This window comes from Mesorhizobium prunaredense, assembly GCF_900156895.1.
GTDB lineage: Bacteria > Pseudomonadota > Alphaproteobacteria > Rhizobiales > Rhizobiaceae > Mesorhizobium > Mesorhizobium prunaredense.
Map to the genome: position 1 here is coordinate 15,530 of NZ_FTPD01000016.1, position 12,791 is coordinate 28,320.

The window sequence follows — 12,791 nt, forward strand, 5'->3', positions numbered from 1 at the left end:
CAAGTGGGGGAGATGTCCGGCAGGACAGAGGGGGGCGCGAAGGATCACTACAGATCAGCATTTATCCTGAGCCGCTGCTGGTGTTTCGGCTAATCCCAAAGTTTGCGATTTGCCGACGGATTCACATTCCGTCTTTGGTCGGAGGCCAGCCAGACTGAGCCGTCGGCGGAATGTTGTCGGAAGTCACCTCACCTCGCTTGAGTTTTCGAATGGCTTCGTCGGCTTCGATTTCATCCAGGCCGGAAAGCGGCAAACCGTCGACTATCACGGCTTCCTCGCTCTCGTCGTCATAGACTTCCCACCGACCCTCCGAATCCTGTCGCTTCTTGTAGATGGTTGGCATGGCCGCTCCCCTGGGTACCGTTTTTGAACGCGTTCTACCCACGGATGTTCCCTGGCCTAAGCGTTTTGGGATTTAATCTGCCGCTTTCTTTGGCGGCTTCCGGGCCGCATGGGTGACGACGGTATAGCGCGTGATCGGACCCTCATCGGGGTCTTCTCCTTGAAAGTGCACGTCCGCGTTGTCAGGTAACCGGCTGGTCTTGCCGAACGTCTTGACTGCGGACGCACGCACCAGTTGGATGTCCGGGTCCTGCTTCATAATTTTTATTGCCGCAAGCTCGGCAGTGCTGCTGCCGCCAATGCGCCAGCTGGCCTCGAGCACACCGGATCGCCAGATGCCCGACGAATCGACACCCTGGCCGATATCGTAGTTGCGCCGCGAGGCGAAAAATCCAGGATACTCAGCCATCGCCGCGTCATAGGCCCTCGCCTGCGCAATTGCCAAAGCCAGTGCGCGGGGAAGCTGAAGGTCTTCGAGAGCTTCCCATCCGCCGCGCACTACAATGAGATCCGATCCGCCATAAACGGATTGTCCCGCATTATCGGTCGTCGTCGCTTGAGTGCCGTAGTAGGCGACCATGATTTCGTCGATCTCGGTTCTGCCAACACTCAACGTGACGACGTCACGAAGGTCGGCTTCGAGCACCAGACCGCACTCGTCAAAGTCGGGGGAGCGGTATTGCTCGAGCAGTCTCTCGACGTCAGCGACCGTGCGAACGATGTGCTGGTCCTGGCCTCGCGAGGCAAGCGGTGGCTTAAGTCGGGCCAGCCCGAGCCTCAGCAGGCGTCGCGCTGCTCGCAGCGCATCGTGCCGCGAAAACACGGTGTAGCCAGGCAATACTGCGGCGGCGACAGTTCTGCCGAAGCCGGTTGACCATTCTTTCGGTCGCTCGGCCAAGTCGTCGACCAGTTCGTGGGTTATCGCCTTGGTGGTTGCGAAGCGCCAAGGCACCACGCCGCCGAAGAGGTCTTGCGGCCCGTCGATACCCAGCCGCGCCGCATCGCTGGCAAGCAAACTCTCGTCCGGCACGAAGTACAAGCCCCCGCCATTGCCGCTGCCGTTGCCTAGACCCTGCCGGAAGGCAAACCCCTTGAGCGTGGCAATCGTGCGGGCGACGGCAGCTATGGCTTCCCGCTCGTGAGCGTAGAGAGGCTCGCAGCCCGGCGCGGAGAATGCGACCACGGTGCCTTTTGGCTGGCTCGGCTGAGTGCCTCTGTGCTCGGTCATCTCGCTCGTTCCGATGCTTCCTCGTTATGGCTATTGGGCGCCGATGTTGCGGGTCCCTACGCGCCCTGCCCCGGGAGAACGCAGCAGATGGCAGAAACGTTCAGCCCGGCTTGGCAGGCTCGCCGTCTGCAGCGCCCTTTTTCGGAACGATCTCTGTCGGCGCCCCCCTCTGTCCTGCCGGACATCTCCCCCACTTGGGGGGAGATCGGCAGCTTCGCCTGCAGCGCCTTTTCTGCAACGTTGAGGATTGGCGAAAGTGGTCGCGACAGCCGATCTCCCCCCTCGTGGGGGAGATGTCCGGCAGGACAGGGGGGCGCGAAGGATCGCTACGGAGCGCTTTTATTCTGAGCCGCTGCATTCTTCGGCTGAGGTAATGGCGTGGATCCCAGTGTCTGCGCCGCGTCGCTTCGCTCCTTGCTCCGCCCTGGGATGACGAAGTGGAGGGGTGTTTCGGCCAATCATAAAGATTGCGATTTGCCACTGGACGGAGCGGCAACAGCCGGATGACCCGGGTTTTTGATCACCTGCGTTGAATTTCGCGGCTGACCGTTCGCCGGCGTCGGCTTGCAAGGATGGCGGAAAGGGTGACCGGGCGAAAATCCCAGCTGTCGACGCCTGCGTCGTACTGGCGCGTAACCGGGCTCAGCCTGCCGTGGGAATGGCCATGCAGATTGATCGATTTCTTGCCGATCTGATTCCAGGTGCGGAAAGGATAGTGGCAAAGGATGAGCAACCTGCCGTCTACCGTCAGTTCCTTATAATGCTGTGTGCTGGCCCAACCCGCAGCCGCTATGGTCGCAGTGCCATCGTTGTTGCCGATAATCAGGTGCTTCTCGCCATGAAGAGACGACAGCAGCGATGCAACGAATTCGGCCGATCCCTTGGCAAAGTCGCCGAGATGCCAGATCTCGTCATCCGGGCTGACGGTTTCGTTCCAGAGCGAAATCAGCGCTCGATCGTGTTCGGCCAGCGAGCCGAACGGGCGGCGATCGATGCGCAGAATGCGGGGATCGCTGAAATGTGTGTCGGCCGTGAAATAGATCATGGTGGTTCACAGCCTTTGCGGACGTTGTCCGAACCTCGCCTTCCAGCTGCAATTGACATTTGAGGTGGCGAACAAGATCAGCCGCGGCTAACATTTCAGAAAGCCAATTGTCGTTCAACCCGGTCGGATCGATCGTGACAGGGTTGTTTTGTCTGTCTCCGATGCGGCTGATGTGCTGCTGAGAGACTGGCCGACGCCAGCGTCCAAGACGCGACTGGCTGCAATCGCAGCCTGCCTTGCTGTTATCCGCGGGGAAAAGCCGCCAAGGGTCGCGCGCCAGGCGTTCATCGTCGCGGCCAAGGACGCGAGGATCCTGCTCGGCGAGCAAATCTAATTGCTCGACACCACCCTTCGTCCCAGGGCGAGCAAGGAGCGAAGCGACGCGGCGCAGACCCTGGGATCCATTGATGGCGGAGCGAGGCGCCCCCCTCTGTCCTGCCGGACATCTCCCCCACTTGGGGGGAGATCGGCAGCTTCGCTGACGGCGCCTGTTCACCAATGTTGGACATTGGCGAAAGCCGCAATCACGGCCGATCTCCCCCCAAGTGGGGGAGATGTCCGGCAGGACAGAGGGGGGCGCGAAGGATCACTACAGATCAGCATTTATCCTGGGCCGCTGCATTCTTCGGCCGATGTCACGGGATGGACCCCAGGGTCTGCGCCGCGTCGCTTCGCTCCTTGCTCTGCCCTGGATGACGAAGGCATGGTGGCCTGTGGCCAGCGTCAGAGATGATGGCAGCCACCGTCAGTCAAAGAGCCATCCCCTGTGCAGAGGAACTGGCGCCGCTTGTGGACGGCTTGCCTGTGTTCCATTCCGCCTTGCGTGCCCGCGTTTCCTCGAAGATCAGCTTGAACTCCCGCATCATCGCGCTCTCAATGGCGAACGCGCTGCTTGGCAGGGCGCCGGGGTCTTCCTGATTGTTCTGGAATTGAAAACGGGTCTCCAGCTCGGCCCATATTCGCTTGGAAGCCGCATCGAGGCCGGCAAGCAGCGCGACGACCAGCGCCAGAGTCTCTCGCTGGGCATTGAGCCGCCCCGCGATCTCTTCATTCGTCAACTCGGACATGTGGGACCGCTTCCAGTTTCAGGCGACACGGCAAAATCGCGCCCTTGTTCCGGAATTCAGCTCGTCGGCTCGCCGAGAGAGCCTACTGCTCCCTGAAAGCTCGCTGGATCTGATCCGCCAAAGGTTTCACGAGATAGGACAGCATGGTGCGGTTGCCGGTCGAAAAGAACACCTCGACAGGCATGCCTGGCGCCAGGGCCACGCCCTTGAGCCGGCTAAGCTCTGTGCGCGGTAAAACAACATGCACGGTGTAAAAGCCGGTGCCTGTTTTCTCATCGACATTGAGATCGGCGGAAATCTTGCTGACGGCACCGTTCAGTTCCGGCGTCGTTTGCTGATTGAATGCCGACAACCGCAGGGTCGCGCTTTGCCCTGGCGTCAATTGATCGATGTCTTGGGGTGCCACGCGCGCCTCGACGGTCAGGTCGTCTGTCACCGGGACAATCAGCATGATGAGCTCGCCCGGAGAAATAACGCCACCGACCGTGTGCACACCAAGCTGATGAACGACACCGGTCTGCGGACTGCGTATATCGATCCGCTTGAGCTGATCTTCGGCCGAGACCTTGCGTTCGACGGATTCAGAGATCTTTGCCTGGACGTCACGCAGTTCGGTCGCCACCTCGCTGCGCAAATCCTGATCGATCTGGATGATCTGCAAACGGATTTCGGAGGTACGACCCTTCGATTGCGCTATGGCCGCAGTCAGTTGCCCGTGCTCGCCTTTTAGCCGCACCGCATCGCGTTCAAGCGCAGTGATGCGATCGATGGAAACCAGCTTGCGTTGCCACAGGCTACGCATGCCTTCGAGCTCAAAGCCGATCAACTTGATTTCCTGGCTCTTGGCATCTCTTTGCTCGGTCAAGCCGGAAACTTCTTCGGCAAGCTGCGCAATGCGCTCTGCCAACTGAGCCTTCTGACCGGAGCGCGCCTGTCGGCGAAATTCGAACAGAGATTGCTCGCCGGCCATCGCCCGACCAATCTCGGGGGCATCCTGGCGTGACACAAGCGAAGTTGGAAAGCTGATGCTTGCTTTGCCGTCGCGTTCGGCCTCAAGGCGAGCCAGGCGCGCCTCGAATTCGTCCAGGCTCTTGGTGACGATCGCCAGATTGGCCCGGGTGATGGTCTCATCCAGGCGGATCAAAACCTGGCCCGCCTTTACCGCATCGCCTTCTCGAACGAGGATTTGACCGACCACGCCACCGGTGGGATGCTGCACTTTCTTGACGCTGGAATCGACGACCAGCTTTCCAGAAGCAATAACAGCTCCGGAAAGTTCGGTGACGGCGGCCAAGCTCCCCGCCCCGCCGACCAGCAGGATGCAGGTTGCGACACCGCCAAGCAGATAGCGTCGAATGGTGCGATCGGCTGCGAATATCGTGCGTTCCGCCATCAGGATGCCGACTCTTCAAGCCCGGAAACGACCTTCAAGGGAACGCCTGCTGGGCGGGTGATCTTGTTCAAGATCTCGTTCTTCGGGCCAAAGGCCTGGATCCGGCCGTTCGCCATCACAAGAACCTGATCCAGGCTTGCCAGCGCGCTCGGCCGGTGTGCGACCACGATGGCAATACCGCCTCGCGCGCGAACACCCTGGATCGCCACCGTCAACGCGGCCTCGCCTTCCGCATCGAGGTTGGAGTTAGGCTCGTCGAGAATAACCAGAAACGGGTCTCCGTAGAGAGCCCGGGCAAGCGCCACCCGCTGTCTCTGGCCAGCCGAAAGCGCCGATCCGGCCTCGCCGATGCGCGTCTCGTAGCCTTCCGGCAGGTGGATGACGAGATCATGAACGCCGGCCGCGCGCGCAGCCGCCAGTATCTTGTCCGATGGCGCTTGCGGTTCGAAGCGCGCGATATTCTCGGCAATGGTGCCGTCGAACAGTTGGACATCCTGCGGCAGATAGCCGACATGGCTGCCCAGCTCTTCCGGCGACCACTGGTCGAGCGTTGCGCCATCCAGCCTGACGGTGCCGCGGATTGGGAGCCATATGCCGGCAATTGCCCGAACCAGCGATGATTTTCCCGAAGCGCTCGGCCCGACGATGCCGAGGCCGACGCCCTTTTCCAGTGCGAAGCTGGCGTCCTGCACGACCACACGGCGCTCGCCTGGCGGTGTGACACTGATACTTTCGACCGAAAGAGCAGATCTCGGCGCAGGCAGCGAGACACTTGTCGCAGTTTCGGGAAGCAGGACCAAAAGCTGGGTCAGCCGGGTCCAGGCCTGGCGGGCGGTGACGAAGCCCTTCCAGTGGGCGATAGCCAGTTCGATCGGTGCGAGCGCCCGGCTCATCATGATCGAACTGGCGATCATGATGCCGCCGGTCGCCTCCTGATGGATGACCAGATACGCGCCGATCGCCAATATGCCCGATTGCAGCATCATGCGCAGGATCTTCGCGATCGTTGCGAGCGTCCCGGCAAGGTCGCTGGCCGTTGCGTTGGTGTTTAGATAATCGGCGTTGACGCTGGACCAGCGCTCGGCAATGCGCGAGCCAAAGCCCATGGCCTGCAGAACCTCGACATTGCGGCGCGTCGCTTCGGCAAGTGTATTGCGCGCTGCCGCTTGACTGTTTGCCTTTCTGGCGGGCTCTCTCGTGCGAATTTCGGCAAGCAATGCCAGGCTGAAGAGAATGACCACGCCGGCCAGCGCCGTCACGCCGATCCAGAAATGGAACAGGAAGCAGATTGCCAGGTAGAGCGGCATCCATGGCAGGTCGAAAAGCGCAGTCGGACCGGCGCTCGACATGAACGAACGCACCTGGTCAAGATCACGCAAGGATTGAAGGCCGTCGCCTGCGAGCTTGGTGCGCAGCGGCAAACGCATGAGGGCGGCATAGACCTGTCCGCTCAAGCGCGCGTCCAGCGCCATGCCGATGCGCACCAGCAAACGCGACCGGATGAGTTCGAGAACGCCCTGAAAGACGAAAAGCGTGCCGGCAAACACGGCAAGCCCGACGAGCGTCGGCACGCTGCGGCCGGGTATGACGCGATCGTAGACCTGCAGCATGAAGAACGAGCCGGTCAGCGCCAGAACATTGACGACGCCGCTCATCAATGCAATTCCCGCCAACGCTCGCCGAAACGCGGCCAGAACCGCCGCGAGTGTCGTCCGCGGCGGTTCAGGTGGAATGGGATGCGACGTCGGCTTCACATCAGTTCCAGTTCGGTCTCAGGCAGCAATGACCGCGCCCGAAATCAGGCCTGATGACTAACGTGTCGGTGCCGAGCCCATCTGTCAAATGTTAGATAATCCAATCTTGCAACGCATAGGCATGGATGTAGTCGATCTGCATTTCCGCAGGCGTCGCGAGCCCGTCGGCGGGCGCTCCCGCTTGGCCACCGATCCCCATATTCACCAGCATATACATCGGGTCATGCATGTCGGCAGGCGTTGCGGCACGAGCGACTTCGACGTCGTCGAAATACCAGACGAGTTCGTCTTCAGTCCAAAGCACGCCGTATGTGTGGAACCCTCCGGTATCCGCGGTATAGGCCGTCGAGCCCACTGTTGTATGAGTTCCCGTCGCGTTCGAGTGGCCTGTCAGAATGAGCTTGTTTGGATCCTGACCGAACATCTCGATGACGTCCAGTTCCGGTGGCCAGGAGCCGTCCTCCGGGAGAAGCCAGAAGGCCGGCCATGCTCCTTGTTTTTCGGGCATATCGGCCCGAATCTCAAAATAGCCGTAGGTCTGCGCGAAGGATTCGTAGGTCGTCAGCAAACCTGACGTGTATTGGTAATTATTTATATAGGGCCGGATCGCCTCAGGAGCCCGGGCGGCGGTAATCGTGAGAACACCGTCCTCAATGCTGAACGGATTGACGGACTGTGTCGGGGCGTAGTCGGTATCGATGTACCATTGAAGATCGTTTGTGGTTGTGAGCGTGCTGCCGTTCGCGGCCCCCCACCAGTAGTTCGAATCCCAGGTGCCGCTCGAGCCGTTCCACAGGTCCAGCGTGTCGAACTCGTCCGAAAACGTGAGTTCCAGAGCCGACCTGTCCACGGCCAGCTTGAACTGGCTTGCGGTGAAATCGCCGATGGTCTTGTTGGCGAAGACGAGAAACTCGCTATCGGACAGATTAAGTCGGACGTTGGCTCCCGACTGGACCATGTTGGCGCGCACCTCCTCGAAGGAGGTGAAGCCGTAGCTGCCGACGCGAACCGTATCCGTCGCGCCAAGGTCCAGGATCAGATCACTGCCGTTGCCGGGGTTGACGACGAAAATGTCCGCTCCGGATCCGCCCTTGAGCACGTCATCGCCCTTTAAGCCGTCGAGCGTCTGTTGGCCGGAGCCGCCGCTAACGATGTTGTTCAGCTCGTTTCCGAAAGCATAGCGTTTGTCGCCGGTGACTGTCAGGTTCTCGAAATTGGCTGGGAGCTTGTAGCTCATCCATGTCGAGATGGTGTCCACCCCCTCGCCGGACAGCTCGACCGCTTTGTTTTTCGAGGAATACAGATAATAGATGTCATCGCCCTTACCGCCACGCATTGTGACGGTGACGTTGCCGTCCCCATACATCGAGTCGTTGTATGTGCTGCCATAAAGTGTTGAGCTGGAACTCGTCGCCGAGTACCACTTCACGGAGGACCCGCTGTAGGGAAGTGGAACGCCCTTGGCGTTCAGAACCGTGGCCATCGCGGTGTTTTCTCCTTTGTCTAGCTGGATAGCAGCCCTAACATCTATCAAGGGCAAAAGGAGCCAGCACGTCTTGGTTTTCGACTTAGGAGAGTTAGCAAAAGCTTAACACGTCGTGGGACTATTTGCCAGCCCGAAGCCAGATCAACTGCTAGTAGACCTTGAACGCGCCGGCATCGGCTCGTGCATCGACATCGGTGATCAGCATGTGCCCCGGCGATACCGTGATCGAGGTCGCGAGTTCGGCACGAGCAAGTGCATCCTGCGCGGTGATGCTGCTGGCCCAGAATACGGGGACCTCGCCGTCCATGATTTTAACCGCATCGCCCCAGTCGGGAGCCATCAGGTCGGCTATTCCGATGACCGTGGGATCTCCGACATGGATTGGAGAGCCGTGGGCATGCGGGAAACGAGCGGTGAGGCCGCGAACCCTGTCGACATCCCGACGGCTTATCGGACGCATCGAGACGACCATTTCGCCACCAAACGGTCCGACGCGACAAGTCTTGATCCTGGTTCGGTACTTGGGTGAGGCCTTGCCGCAGCCGATGCGGCGGAGTTTCTTTTCGGCAAGTGCGGCTTCGACGGTCAGCGAACTGCCAAGCGCGAAAGCGGCAAAATCATCCTGCCACAGGTCGATGATGTCCGTCCTCCGACGGCTCAGCTCGCCGAAATGATAGATGTTGTACTGGGGGGCATCGGTGCGGATGTCGATGTCGCCCAGCGCTGGGATCAATGGGCTGCCGGCGCGATTGACGCCGACCAATGGACAGGGTTTCGGGTTGCGGATGCAGAACTGGTGGAAATCGCTGGCAAAGCTGCGGGGCACAATCACGACATTGGCCTGGAGCTTGCCGTGCGCCAGCCCCCCTGTATGCCCCTCATAGGCGCCCATTCTGACAAGCCTGCGCAGCCTATCCGCATCGACCAGTCGCAGGTCCTCGAAGATCGGTGAAGTGGTCAGGCGAGCCATTGCTTCCGAGCGCGTTTCAGAGACAAGTCGGGAGGGCGTAAGATCGTTGGCGGCTCGGCAGCTTGTCAAATCGTCAGAATCTTTCCTCAACGATAAATTGTATTTATTGGCCGGCCAACGATTGCTTCATCTTGCGACCGACGCTTGCGCAAAACCTTCCCTATGTCATTGACAGCTGCGGCAGCCGATCGCTTCTATCTGTCGGCCTGCCTCGTGCAGGAAGCCAAGGTCGCGCTCCATGTAGAAGAGCAGGAAAGCAGAATAGAGGACAAAGACGAGGCTAAACACCAGCGTCTTCACGATCAGCGAAAGCGCAAAAACATTCAGGTGCGGTGAGGCGCGCGCCAAAAAGGCCAACACAAGGTCGGACAGCAGCATGCTGATGATGAGCGGGAAAACCAGGGTCAATGCCATCATCAGAATGCGGTTCAAGAGATCGAGGAAGATGCCGGCTGCATCCTTGCTGAACACCGGCAGAAGTTGGTCGATCGGCCACAGGCCATAGCTGTCGTAGAGGCTGGTCAAGGAAAGCTCGAGGCCGCCGGCGGCCAGGTAGACCGTGACCATGATGACGGCGAGCAAGGTGCCGGTGGCGCTCGTCTCATGGGTCATCATCGGATCGATCAGCGTCCCCATCGTCGAGCCGCGCTGCAGGTCCAGGATATCGCCGGCAGCCTCGGCCGCCCAGAACGGAATGCCCATCGCCAGCCCGAGCGTTACCCCGACGACGACCTCCTTGAGCATATAGGCGACGATCATCGTCGTCGCGACGTCGGTGTTCGTCAGCTTGTCGACGATCATCGGAAAGACCGGAACCGCCAGCGCCAGGGCAACGCCGTTGCGCAGAAGGCCCGACAGCGGCACACGCGAAAAGAGCGGCATCAGCAGCATGAACCCGGTCATGCGGGCGAGCGCGAAAGCTCCCGCCAGAAGAAACAACTGCAGCTCCTTGACCGACGCGAAGAAGGGTTCGACCGGCATCCGTGCGCCTCAACGCGTGACGACGGGGAATTCGTCCAGCGCCGTCGAGGCCTGCTCGGCAATCTGCTGGCCAAGCAGCGGGCCGAAGACGATGATGACCAGCAGGATCACCACAAGCTTGATCGTCTGCGGCAGCGACTGGTCCTGAATTTGCGTCAGCGCCTGGGCCAGCCCGACCAGGATGCCGACGGCCAGCGCCGCGACGATCGCCGGGCCTGACGCGAACAGCACCGTCAGGAGCGCGCCTTGGACCTTCGCCAGGATGAAGTCATTGCTCATGCAAACCTCCCAGCGGCGTCAGACGTAACTCAGGATCAGGCCGTGCATCAGCCGCGACCAGCCATCTATGGCGACGAAAAGGAACAGTTTCAGCGGGACCGAAATGAGGACCGGCGAAACCATGATCATGCCGAGCGTCATCAGGATGTTGGCAACGACGATGTCGATGATGAGGAAGGGAAGATAAAGCAGAAAGCCGATTTCAAACGCCCGCGTAAGCTCGGACGCGACAAAGGCAGGAACGAGTATCGAAAGATCGTCGTCCTTCAGATCTTGTCGTGCCTGTTCCGGCCACAGGCGGTTCGTTCCGTCGAGAAAGAACTGCCGCTCTTCCGGCTGGGTGAACTTGATCAGGTGCTGCTGCAATGGTTCCCTCACCAGTTGCGTCGCCCTTGCGAGGTCGTCGGTAGTCTGGAACTGAACCTGCCCTTCCTGGAGCCGTCCCGACATCTCGCTCAGCAACGGCGTCGTGACATAGACCGTGAGCACGAGCGCTATGCCGTAGAGCACCAGATTGGGCGGCATCTGCTGGACGCCGAGCGCATTGCGGATGAGGAACAGCACGACCGAGATTTTCAGGAATCCGGTCATGGTGACGACTGCCAGCGGCAGCAGACCGACAAAGCCGACGGCAATCAGGATCCCAAGCAGGTTGGGCGAATTGTCAAGCATTGTCGAACATGCGGGCGATCCGCACGCCCAGGCTCTCCCCAATCCGCACGATCTCGCCACGGCCGACGCGTTTGCCATTGGCGATGATGTCGACCGTCTCCTTCGTCACATTGGCGAGCGGAACGATGGCGCCGGGCGCAAGCTGCCTTACTTCGCCGAGCGGCATCGCCGTGCGGCCAAGCTCGAAGGCAAGCGCAACCGGCAGCTCGTCCAGAGTTGCCTCTTCCAGTGCCTGGTCGGCGTGCGGCGGCGTGTCTTGGTTCATGGTCCACTCCCATTTCGATCCAGCGATTGCCGTCGGCGCGGCAAGCAGTTGCGGCCCGCTGGCAGTCAGCACCGCCGGGGCATAAAGCCGCTCGGCAATGACCAATGCCGCCTCTTCCTCTTCGTCATCGAAAAGCACCACATCGCCAGGTTGCAGGCTTTTAAGATCACCGTGACTGACTGTAAGCGCGTGGCGCCAAAGGCAGACGGGCAACGGGAATTCGGCAGGGAGCGGGGGGCTCGCTTTGCCGATCGCGTCGAGAAACGCCCCGGCCCGCACGGCCAGATCGACGCTGTCGGTGCGCAAGGCGCAACCTATGGTTTCGTCGTTGCCGGTCAGGACGAAAGCCAAAGCGGTTTCGTCCAGAACGCTGCCTTCTTGTTCGACCGACGAAATAGTGACCGTCTCGCCCAGCTTGCTCTCGATCCATTCGAGATCTTTTTCGAATTCGGACTCCAGCAGCAGTGCGGCGTGAGCGGGTGCCAGTCGTTTCACGTCGATGAGCTCGTCAGCCCTGGCAAGGCCTTGTTCGACAACAGATAGCGGCAGGCGCAATTTGCCCGCTGTGTCTGCGAGAGTGAACGCAATCGTGCACAACGGCTGGTCCTGACGGTTCGGCGCCGGCCACACGGCCGCGATAGCCATGGTTTTCCCAGCAATGGTGATCTGCGCGGGAGCACGGCGGCGGTAGAAGGCGTTCAATGCCTCAACCTGCGCAGCCGCAACAGATTCCAATGTCAGCGGCTCGCCAACGCTCGAGCGTCTGACCGGTTCTGCGCGCGCTTTCTTTTTTGCCGACGCCAAGGCCTGAGGCATCACACTTCCATATTCACGATCACGGATTGGACTATCGTTCTGTGGGCAAGCGCAGTGGACTGCGCTCGTCTTCCTCTGAAAGCTCGGCAAGCGCCAGGCTGCGACGCGCAGTGCGTCTGGTCAGATGCTGCAACAGCCCGTCCAGCTTCGTCACGGCCTTCATGCTGGCGCGATGATCGCTGCGGGCTGCCGATAACTCGGCTTTGCTTCGCTGCTCGGTGAGGCCGACCATCTTCTCGTTTTCCCGGAGTTTTTCGGTTTGCCTGGCGGCGCGCTCGAACTGTCCCTGAAGCCGATGAAGGCTGGCGGCCTTCACCGGCTGTCCAACAAGCGAAGCGAATGCTGCATCCTCAGCGTCGGCTGTGTGCTGCAGGTGTTCGCTGACCGCGGCGGCTGCCTCCCGAACCGCCCCGGCGGCCCGCTGCGCAGCGGCGTATCGGCTGATGACCGCTTCGTTTGCGCGCTGTTCACCGTGGCGCCTGAGGTCGCGCAA

The 12,791-nt window shown here is 60.6% G+C and carries 14 protein-coding genes; 1 reads left to right on the forward strand and 13 read right to left on the reverse strand.

The annotated features are described in order from the left end of the window. Window positions 1-121 precede the first annotated feature (121 nt). The 3 genes from BQ8794_RS14095 to BQ8794_RS14110 all read right to left on the reverse strand — a co-directional run bounded on the left by BQ8794_RS14095 (window position 122) and on the right by BQ8794_RS14110 (window position 2,615). On the reverse strand, window positions 122-343 hold the full coding sequence (locus BQ8794_RS14095; RefSeq protein ID WP_077378475.1) for a hypothetical protein: 222 nt from the start codon (window positions 341-343) through the stop codon (window positions 122-124). A 72-nt stretch (window positions 344-415) separates the two neighbouring features. Continuing rightward, window positions 416-1,570, reverse strand: coding sequence for a DUF3182 family protein (locus BQ8794_RS14100; RefSeq protein ID WP_077378479.1), 1,155 nt, complete (start codon window positions 1,568-1,570; stop codon window positions 416-418). 520 nt (window positions 1,571-2,090) lie between these two features. Continuing rightward, window positions 2,091-2,615, reverse strand: coding sequence for a metallophosphoesterase family protein (locus BQ8794_RS14110; RefSeq protein ID WP_077378482.1), 525 nt, complete (start codon window positions 2,613-2,615; stop codon window positions 2,091-2,093). 106 nt (window positions 2,616-2,721) lie between these two features. Here BQ8794_RS14110 and BQ8794_RS14115 point away from each other — a divergent pair, with 106 nt between their 5' ends. Beyond that, a complete protein-coding gene (locus BQ8794_RS14115; protein WP_077378485.1) occupies window positions 2,722-2,949 on the forward strand; it encodes a DUF982 domain-containing protein in 228 nt (75 codons plus the stop codon). 415 nt (window positions 2,950-3,364) lie between these two features. On the opposite strand, the gene BQ8794_RS14120 is transcribed toward BQ8794_RS14115, so the two are convergent. The 10 genes from BQ8794_RS14120 to BQ8794_RS14165 form a co-directional block, all read right to left on the reverse strand. Further along, window positions 3,365-3,673 carry a hypothetical protein gene (locus BQ8794_RS14120; RefSeq protein ID WP_174654447.1) on the reverse strand — a complete coding sequence of 103 codons (309 nt, stop codon included), beginning with the start codon at window positions 3,671-3,673 and terminating at the stop codon, window positions 3,365-3,367. A 91-nt stretch (window positions 3,674-3,764) separates the two neighbouring features. Next, complete coding sequence (locus BQ8794_RS14125; RefSeq protein WP_077378487.1) at window positions 3,765-5,075, reverse strand: HlyD family type I secretion periplasmic adaptor subunit; 1,311 nt, start codon at window positions 5,073-5,075, stop codon at window positions 3,765-3,767. Next, the gene (locus BQ8794_RS14130) at window positions 5,075-6,829 is read right to left on the reverse strand and encodes a type I secretion system permease/ATPase (protein WP_077378490.1); all 1,755 of its coding nucleotides are present in this window, start codon (window positions 6,827-6,829) and stop codon (window positions 5,075-5,077) included. The genes BQ8794_RS14125 and BQ8794_RS14130 overlap by 1 nt, the downstream gene beginning before the upstream one ends. A 91-nt stretch (window positions 6,830-6,920) precedes the next feature. After that, the gene (gene eglC / locus BQ8794_RS14135; RefSeq protein WP_077378493.1) at window positions 6,921-8,312 is read right to left on the reverse strand and encodes an endo-1,3-1,4-beta-glycanase EglC; all 1,392 of its coding nucleotides are present in this window, start codon (window positions 8,310-8,312) and stop codon (window positions 6,921-6,923) included. 151 nt (window positions 8,313-8,463) lie between these two features. Next, window positions 8,464-9,285: a D-glutamate cyclase family protein gene (locus BQ8794_RS14140; RefSeq protein WP_077378497.1), complete on the reverse strand. Its 822-nt coding sequence runs from the start codon at window positions 9,283-9,285 to the stop codon at window positions 8,464-8,466. A 165-nt stretch (window positions 9,286-9,450) separates the two neighbouring features. Then, window positions 9,451-10,266 (reverse strand): type III secretion system export apparatus subunit SctT, encoded by an 816-nt coding sequence (gene sctT / locus BQ8794_RS14145; protein ID WP_077378500.1) that lies wholly within the window; start codon window positions 10,264-10,266, stop codon window positions 9,451-9,453. Between the two features lie 9 nt (window positions 10,267-10,275). Further along, window positions 10,276-10,545: an EscS/YscS/HrcS family type III secretion system export apparatus protein gene (locus BQ8794_RS14150; RefSeq protein WP_023799503.1), complete on the reverse strand. Its 270-nt coding sequence runs from the start codon at window positions 10,543-10,545 to the stop codon at window positions 10,276-10,278. Between the two features lie 18 nt (window positions 10,546-10,563). Beyond that, window positions 10,564-11,217, reverse strand: a complete 654-nt coding sequence (sctR, locus tag BQ8794_RS14155; protein WP_023799504.1) for a type III secretion system export apparatus subunit SctR — start codon at window positions 11,215-11,217, stop codon at window positions 10,564-10,566. Further along, window positions 11,210-12,127 carry a type III secretion system cytoplasmic ring protein SctQ gene (gene sctQ / locus BQ8794_RS14160; RefSeq protein WP_167378737.1) on the reverse strand — a complete coding sequence of 306 codons (918 nt, stop codon included), beginning with the start codon at window positions 12,125-12,127 and terminating at the stop codon, window positions 11,210-11,212. The genes sctR and sctQ overlap by 8 nt, the downstream gene beginning before the upstream one ends. 202 nt (window positions 12,128-12,329) lie before the next feature. After that, window positions 12,330-12,791, reverse strand: a complete 462-nt coding sequence (locus BQ8794_RS14165; protein ID WP_143744551.1) for a hypothetical protein — start codon at window positions 12,789-12,791, stop codon at window positions 12,330-12,332.

Excerpts from the sequence above, each read along its gene's own strand:
- BQ8794_RS14095 (WP_077378475.1), bottom strand. The coding sequence starts at position 343 with ATGCCAACCATCTACAAGAAGCGACAGGATTCGGAGGGTCGGTGGGAA.
- BQ8794_RS14100 (WP_077378479.1), bottom strand. The coding sequence starts at position 1,570 with ATGACCGAGCACAGAGGCACTCAGCCGAGCCAGCCAAAAGGCACCGTG.
- BQ8794_RS14110 (WP_077378482.1), bottom strand. The coding sequence starts at position 2,615 with ATGATCTATTTCACGGCCGACACACATTTCAGCGATCCCCGCATTCTG.
- BQ8794_RS14125 (WP_077378487.1), bottom strand. The coding sequence starts at position 5,075 with ATGGCGGAACGCACGATATTCGCAGCCGATCGCACCATTCGACGCTAT.
- eglC (WP_077378493.1), bottom strand. The coding sequence starts at position 8,312 with ATGGCCACGGTTCTGAACGCCAAGGGCGTTCCACTTCCCTACAGCGGG.
- BQ8794_RS14140 (WP_077378497.1), bottom strand. The coding sequence starts at position 9,285 with ATGGCTCGCCTGACCACTTCACCGATCTTCGAGGACCTGCGACTGGTC.
- sctT (WP_077378500.1), bottom strand. The coding sequence starts at position 10,266 with ATGCCGGTCGAACCCTTCTTCGCGTCGGTCAAGGAGCTGCAGTTGTTT.
- BQ8794_RS14150 (WP_023799503.1), bottom strand. The coding sequence starts at position 10,545 with ATGAGCAATGACTTCATCCTGGCGAAGGTCCAAGGCGCGCTCCTGACG.
- sctR (WP_023799504.1), bottom strand. The coding sequence starts at position 11,217 with ATGCTTGACAATTCGCCCAACCTGCTTGGGATCCTGATTGCCGTCGGC.
- sctQ (WP_167378737.1), bottom strand. The coding sequence starts at position 12,127 with ATGGCTATCGCGGCCGTGTGGCCGGCGCCGAACCGTCAGGACCAGCCG.